This window comes from Endozoicomonas numazuensis (assembly GCF_000722635.1).
Lineage (GTDB): Bacteria > Pseudomonadota > Gammaproteobacteria > Pseudomonadales > Endozoicomonadaceae > Endozoicomonas_A > Endozoicomonas_A numazuensis.
In genome coordinates, this window is sequence record NZ_JOKH01000010.1 from 178052 (window position 1) to 185378 (window position 7327).

Annotated in this window: 5 protein-coding genes; all 5 read right to left on the minus strand. The window is 48.4% G+C overall.

Annotated elements, in window-relative coordinates; all coding sequences use genetic code 11:
• Window positions 1–481: hypothetical protein (locus tag GZ78_RS29720; RefSeq protein WP_034842820.1), on the minus strand; the 481-nt coding region annotated here is incomplete at its 3' end.
• Complete coding sequence (locus tag GZ78_RS25785; protein ID WP_152558962.1) at window positions 481–1836, minus strand: hypothetical protein; 1356 nt, start codon at window positions 1834–1836, stop codon at window positions 481–483. The genes GZ78_RS25785 and GZ78_RS29720, both read right to left, overlap by 1 nt.
• Before the next feature lie 24 nt (window positions 1837–1860).
• On the minus strand, window positions 1861–5505 hold the full coding sequence (tssM, locus tag GZ78_RS25790) for a type VI secretion system membrane subunit TssM (RefSeq protein WP_034842823.1): 3645 nt from the start codon (window positions 5503–5505) through the stop codon (window positions 1861–1863).
• Between the two features lie 68 nt (window positions 5506–5573).
• A complete protein-coding gene (locus GZ78_RS25795; RefSeq protein WP_161787496.1) occupies window positions 5574–6719 on the minus strand; it encodes a lipase family protein in 1146 nt (381 codons plus the stop codon).
• Between the two features lie 47 nt (window positions 6720–6766).
• Window positions 6767–7252: a carboxypeptidase-like regulatory domain-containing protein gene (locus GZ78_RS25800; RefSeq protein WP_051786560.1), complete on the minus strand. Its 486-nt coding sequence runs from the start codon at window positions 7250–7252 to the stop codon at window positions 6767–6769.
• Between the last annotated feature and the right edge of the window lie 75 nt (window positions 7253–7327).

Here is a 7327-nt window from a genome sequence, read left to right on the forward strand (position 1 = left end):
GGTAGACATAGTCGCCTGTTTTTCGTTTATGATTTTCGGCTTTATATTCTGTTTTGATCTCCTCAAGTAGATAGGATCGAGCACTTTCGGGGTTCAGGAGTGATTCAACGCCTGCTTTTTTCAGATCAATTCGCTGGATAATCATATGCAAGACCCCCCCTCCCAGGTAGTCATCACCAAACAGGCCGTCTGTGTAGTTCCAGCCATTCCGGTAGAGCACCTTGGTCATGCCTCCGTCCCAGGGGTTGAATTCATCGGTAACCCAAATATTGACCGCTTCGATCCAAAGGTCGTTGGGAAACATAGCCGTCTGGCGAGCATGTTTAAAACGCAGTTGGGTGCCTGACAGGTCTATCTCTTTCCAGGGGGCTTTGTCAAAGTTCACACTGTAGAGATTTTGTCGGTTAGCTTTCCAGGCTTCCGGCATTTTTGTCCGCAGTGGGGTTTCCAGCAACAGCCATTTAATCGCTCGCTTGATCATCAGGCGTACTCCTTGCCCAAGCTTTTGCAGATAGCCAGGAACGACTTGAACTCACCGCCATTGCCTTGGGCGACATGGGCATTAAAGCTGCTGGCACTCTTGAACGGGTGCATATGGGGGTTAAGGGCCGGGTCATTGGCTCGGTTGGCCGTCATATTGCGAAGACTTCGGCCCCGGCGGGCTACGGCCAGGCTAATACCTCCGAGCACACCTGCTGTTTCTCTGGGTCCCATAGTGTCCAGGAACTGGCCGTCCATCAGGCTGTCAATAAAACTGCCTGTGAGCGGTGTAGACGCCAGTGTGCCCCAGCCAAAAGCGGTGATCATATCCGATTGCATGGCCTGTTTGTATTTCTGGGCGGCCTGCCGGTAGGCCGGACCAAAGCTCTGGATTTCGGTAATAATTCTGGGGTCCAGCCGGTTGCCCGGTGCGCGCCAGTCATCGGCATTAAACGCCATGACCTCGTCGTGCAATTTCATGCCGCACTTGCGCATCAGCGGCAATAAACCCGCCATCCATTCGGTGGGTGCTGCAAAAAAGACGGTATGGCCGTCCAGGTTTTGTCCTTGCAGTCGCATCAGCGCTCGCTTCAGCAGTCTTGAACCGTCGCCGTGTACGGTCCACTGGATTTTCTGCTGGCGATACTGGGCATTCAGCAACACATTACCCAGCTGGTTGGCGGCAAACTCAAAACAGTTTTGTTTTTGTTGCGGGGTTTTCCAGACTTTTTTGCGGCTGTAAAAAGAGCGTGGGTTGTAATAGAGGGTATAGCCGTCGTCCAGGATAAACTGCTTGCCCCGGTCATTCTGGTTAGCACCGGTGACAATCTCTGGCATGATATCCTGGGCTGCTACCTTGGCAGTTTTGCAAAGGCCGTTGATGGCGGCATTTTTAGTTGTAATTGAGGGTTTTGCCTCAGTATCGAGTCTCCACTTGTTCGGCCCCTTAATATAATCTACTTTATACAACCCCGACCCGACTTCCTCAGCATTCTGCTCCACAAAACCAATAGAGGTTATATATACCCCGCCCGGCTGGTTCCGGCTGGTTTGCAGGATTTTATAGCCAATCTGCAGGTTCTCGACAATATCCATATGCTCAAAGGCGGAGTTCAGGTTGCTGAAGCTTTGCATGCCTCCAGCGTTAGCCCTGAGCTGGATCAGTCGTGAAACCACCCGCTGGCCCTTGAAAGCACTGCCGGTCACCAGCCCGGCAAAATCTTTCGCTACGTCCCCCCGGATATAGACCTTGCGGCCACATTCGGAGGTTGAGATCAGCATATAGCCCGAGTGACTGTCCCCCATACAATTAAGTCCGGATTGTTGCAGGGTGGGGTGTTGTCGTAAAACGGTCATAACTTCTATTCCTTGTTGTAACCATTACAGACTTCCCTTCAGCTGATAACTACGCAACAACTTAGGGTTAAACGGGTTGGAACTGCTGTCGGCAATCAACTTAAAGCTTGCTTTGCGCCCTTGTTCATTAAACGTCAGGTTATATTCTCGAGGATCCGCTGTGCCAATCAACTCCGACTTATCCAGTAGTCTGAACAGCGCCCAGTCACCTTCGTACTGTTTGCGATTCACGGTTTCATTGAGATCCTCAAAGACGATACGGGCACGATTGTTTTCACTGGCATCCCAGGTGAATTTTTTAACTATCCTGGGGCCGTGAGAGTAACGAATACGCTGTTCACCCAGTTCCATGGAAAAGATTCTGACATCTGAGTCCATTTTGGTGGGTTGTAAACGGAAATTAACCGCTGGCTCGCTACTGGATTCGCTACTGGAAGGGTAGAAAGAGCGACGGATTTTACTGGCAGTAATAAACTGTCTGAGTGATTGACTGGATAAGCTCAGGCCACGTCCGTCCAGTTTACGAGTCTTCCAGGTACGGGTATTGATAAATGACTTCAGGTATTCGTTGAAAAACTGCTGTTCAATACCATTAGGCTTAAAGAAACGGTTGAAGTCCTGCATGGGCGCTTCACGATCATCATTAGCGGCCATGGGGTAGCGGTCGTAAAGGCTCTTGCGATAAGGGTTAAAGACCTGTTCTTTCCAAGCTTTGTTGAGATAACGACGACTGTCACTTAACAGCAGCTGCCAGCTGGAGTCTGCCATTTCGTTCAACCAGCTTTTAACCGGTTCGGGAGATTGGGAGGCTTTGATGCGAACCCGCTTAATGACATCATTGCCACTGTTGGCAAATCGTGCACGAGTCACCTTGAAAGCTTGTTCTTCAGGGTCGGGTGAAAGGCTGATCTCGTTCAGATAATCATGAAGTTCACGAACCAGCGACAATGTTTCCTGAAGGGCAGGGGATTGCACATTTTGAGTTTTAACCAATCCCTGGATATCTCTGAACTGCAGGTCAACAACAGTAGGCTTTTGTTTTCTGGCCAACAATTCCTGGGCTTTATCGGCACCCGGAACCACGCTGGAGGCAGCGGAAGGTAATGCAACAGGGCGAGTCAGTTCAGTGTTGTCTGCCAATACTTCCAGTACGTTCTGCAACGGTGAATAGACCGGGTCAGACAGTACTTTAAGTGTGGCCGTGGCATCAGAGATATTCTTGAAAGGAACAATATGGAACTGGCGAATAAACGTCTGCCAGTTCTGACTGTATTCAGTCAGATAGAGTTGCTGGATCTGACCTGAGATCTTCTCCTTGTCTGCTTTACTGAAATCATCGCCATCGGTTTGGCCGTATAGCCAACGATTTTGATCCAGGTCTGAAAGCAGGCTGGACTCAGCATCGTACTCGGCATTTTCATAGGCATTACGGGTGAAAATGGCCGGCATGGCAAAGGCTTTGCTGTCAGAGTTTAAACCGAATATCTTGCGGGTATCTCCTCCAATAACACTGTACAGATCGACTTGACCCTTAAGTGAATCGGCATCCTTTAACTGACCATAGAGACGCTGTGCAATAGGAATGCTCTTGATCTGTTGACGGGCTTGTGCGATGACTCTGGCATTACCTTCTGAGGCTGGAATATCCAGAGTTAACAGACGACTCAGATGTTCTTTAAGCAGCTGTTGCTTACTGGCTTCGCCTGATAATGTCTCTTCCCAGTGTGATAGAGCCCATTGAGTGATTTGCTCTGGGTTACGTTTTTCAGGGGTGAGCAGCATCAGGTAAATGCTTAGCAGTTCAAGCACTTGTGTGTTGTCATAACCGCCATAACGCAGCTGGTTTTCAAGGTCCTGAAGCAGAGCCGGGTAGTAAATACTTAACAGTTTTTCGTCGTAGAGTGCATTGGCGGTTGTATCGACATTGCCATCATAAAGGCCGAGACTGTTGAGCCAGGGATGCTCCTGCTGATCGTAGACTTTACTGGCATTCAGTAGTGCGTCCATAGCCGGCAGGGTTTCAACGGGATCTTTGAAGACTGTTCTTTGGCTATGGGCATCTATTTGGCTATGGGCATCTATTTGGCTATGGGCATCTATTTCGCTATGGGCATCTATTTGGCTATGGGCATCTATTTCGCTATGGGCATCTATTTCGCTATGGGCATTTGTATCGGCGACTACTTTCTCAAAAGCCAATACGTTCTCTGAAACATAGCCAATCAGTTGCTTGTTCTTGGTGACACTGCCTGTCCAGACGATACCAGCCCCCGCCAGTACTACAGCCATGCTTGCTATACAGGTTCTGCGAATCCAGCGCAGAGTGTTTTCAAACTGTCGATTAACGCCTACCAACTCCGACTCAGGAAAAATAATGTCGTTGAGCAGTCGACTGATAAAGAAGCTCTTCCCCGTATTCATCTGCTGTCTGCCGACCGATCGTGGCAGATCAAAGCTGGCGCTGATGGATGCGGTCATCCGGTCAATAGGGGTTCCTTCCTGAGTGCCACTGGTAAAATAGAAACCGCGTATAAGAGGAGTCGTACTGAAATTATTTGAACTGAATGTCTGTTGCAGAAAGTCTCTGATGTTGCCCTGGAGACTGCTCATGCGAGAAGGAAAGCCCTGAAGCAGAGAGCGACGTTCAAGGTCACGTTCCTGGTGAACCAGCCTTAAAACACGCTCGTTCAGGCGATTGAGCAGCGCCTGGAATTCGTTATCAAAGTTAGCAAGAGCTGCGGTACTGTCCTTGCCATCACCAAATTCAAAAGTGGTACCCCACACCTGTTCACGCTCATTAGCTGTCAGGTTGGCAAAAAACTCACTGAACCCAGCAATAAGGTCAGCTTTGGTGAAGGTCAGGTAAACCGGAAACTGTACACCAAACTTTTCATGAAGCTCGTCCAGTCGGGCACGAATCACTTTGGCGTGTTGATTACGTTGTTCTTCTGTCTGAACCATCAAATCCTGAAGACTGATGGCAATAATAGCGCCATTAATAGGGCGACGACGACGGTACTTTTTGAGCAGATCCAGAAAGCCGGTCCAGGCTGCATTGTCAACGACCCTGTGACTGTCCTGGGTCGTGTAACGGCCGGACGTATCAATAAGTACGGCATTGTTAGTGAACCACCAGTCACAATGACGGGTGCCACCCACGCCGCCAAGGGCCCCTTTGCCATGACTGTCGGCCAGTGGGAATTGAAGTCCGGAATTAACCAGGGCTGTTGTTTTCCCCGAGCCTGGAGGTCCGATGATGATATACCAGGGTAACTGGTACAAAGATTTTCCCCGGCCTGACACTTTAAAATTGGACTGTTTCAGAACCGATACCGCATCACGAAAACGTGAATTAAGTACGTCGAGTTCTTCACGAGTACGGGTGTCTTCGTTTTGTTTTTGGCTGTCATCTTCAGCCTGAGCCTGTTGAATACCATCGAGCAGTTGATTGTTCTGGCTACGTTCTCTGAGCAGGACAAACATGCGCCAGATGACCCAGATGAAGGCCGTGCTGAGAATAATGATCAGGCGAGTGCTATAACTGATAGCCGTGTTGTCCGCGCCAAACTTGACATAGTCGGCACCCAACCAGATGGTCAGAGCGAAGGCACATAGCCCGATAATGCCTATAACCCAGGGATTTCCCAGAAACGTTAATACCCGTCTCATCTTGTACCTCGATTCCTTTCTGAATAAAACGTGCTGTGCAGTTTTATAATGTTGGAATAATTGTTTATTTACAGGGCTCGACCGTCAGCCAGCGCTTGACTGAGAGTGTTTTTGGCCATTTGGTTGACTTTGTTGGATAACTGTTCAAGGAGATACCGGATCAGTGACTTGCCCGGTTTCTCAGTATTCCCCGGTTTCTCAGTATTCAAGTGCCGATGCATACCCGGAAATTCTGAAATCTTGCGCATTAAGTGCACGACCCAACCAGACAGGTTTTCTTCAAAAGTGATACCTCGGCTGAGAATCCAGGCCAGGCGATCCATAATGGTCGAGCTGGTGGATAGAAACAACTGGTAACTGCCACTCACTGCTGAAAGGCATTTATTAACCACATAAGCTAGAGCGTGTTGCAGCCATTTTACGGCTGCCAGAGTACAGCCCAATATTGTTTTGTCAGACAGCCATTGCCTGATATTAAACTCTGTCGGTTGTTGTTCTCTCAGAGCGTAAATCGTTTTCCAGTTTTTCCGGCCGACTGACTGGATATAATGATCCATGGAGTGCCATTCAGCGCCGGGGAAGAATCCGGGTGAAGGCAAAAAATAATCTTTCCCGGAACTGGGGGTGTGCTCAAAAGGCCAGATCGGTATGCAGGGGACGATATCGGTTTTATGCCAGACCCGGAATATATTCTCACTGCCCAGTCGGTGGGTGGTTTTACGAGCAAAGTCCGGTAGTCCCACCCTTGGACTACCGAATGTATAAAGCTTGGGCTGAATGCCTTTTTCGATATTCAGCCATTCAGAGGCAATGGTCGCCAGGGCTCCCCCCAGACTGTGGCCGATACAGTGAACTTGTGAACCATTAGACAGTTGTCCGGTAAACTCCCTGAGCTGGGGCAGCATGGATCGAAAGGCTTTCATAAATCCTTCATGAGCCGGGTTACCTGCTATAGAGGGATCAATCAGTACATTAAGATTAGTGAGCCAGTCAGCCAGATATTTAGTGCCACGAAAGACGATAAAGGTGTGGCCTTCCAGCTGCTTTTTACCTTCCAGCACAAAACCAAAAGCGGTTCTGACCTTGATAAAACCGGGGCCGCCGGTTTTGCCTTTGAGGAGGTTGGATTCTGAGAAGATCAAACTGCCTGAAAACTGAGAGTTCAGTGACTGAATAGCCTCCTCTATAGTTGGTATTTCGGTTAATCTGTACACAGCCTTTGTTATAGTTGCTGCGAGCTGAGGAGAAACTTCCCTTCCCATTAATTTACATCCTCACTATTATCGTCTTTTATCTGGTCATCAAAATAAACTCCATCAGAAAACAAGGGTTCATCCTTTTCAACATCCCATTTACATTTTGTAAAAAATGTTTCGCCACTTACTTGAAACACCTGCTCATCATCAGATAAATCACAAGTAACAATTAAGGGTTTGCCTTTAGACTCGGAGTTTTCTTCTTTACTTGTTTTTGTTGCTCCCCAGATTTTATGTTCCGTGCCGTCCAGTACAATTTTCATTGACTGCCACGCACCAAACTCCATGGGTAAAAACTTGGCAATCGATCTTACAAACAGAGCAGGCATTTCAAAATAACCGTTGTCATCGGTAACTGCCTGGTCAGAGAAGGTTTTCTCGTATCTCGTTTCCCGAATGATTTTGGCACCAGCTACCGGCTGACCGTTATTGAGAATAACCCCCGATATTTTCGAGAAAGTGCACATTTTCCCAACATCAAAAATCGACATAGCCACACCTGAAGAAGATAAAGCCCATAACACAATGCTCAGCCACCATGACTTTTTCCACACTTTTTATCCAGC

Bases quoted from the DNA above. Each gene is read 5' to 3' on its own strand.
- GZ78_RS25785 (WP_152558962.1), bottom strand. From the start codon at position 1,836: ATGACCGTTTTACGACAACACCCCACCCTGCAACAATCCGGACTTAAT.
- tssM (WP_034842823.1), bottom strand. From the start codon at position 5,505: ATGAGACGGGTATTAACGTTTCTGGGAAATCCCTGGGTTATAGGCATT.
- GZ78_RS25800 (WP_051786560.1), bottom strand. From the start codon at position 7,252: ATGTCGATTTTTGATGTTGGGAAAATGTGCACTTTCTCGAAAATATCG.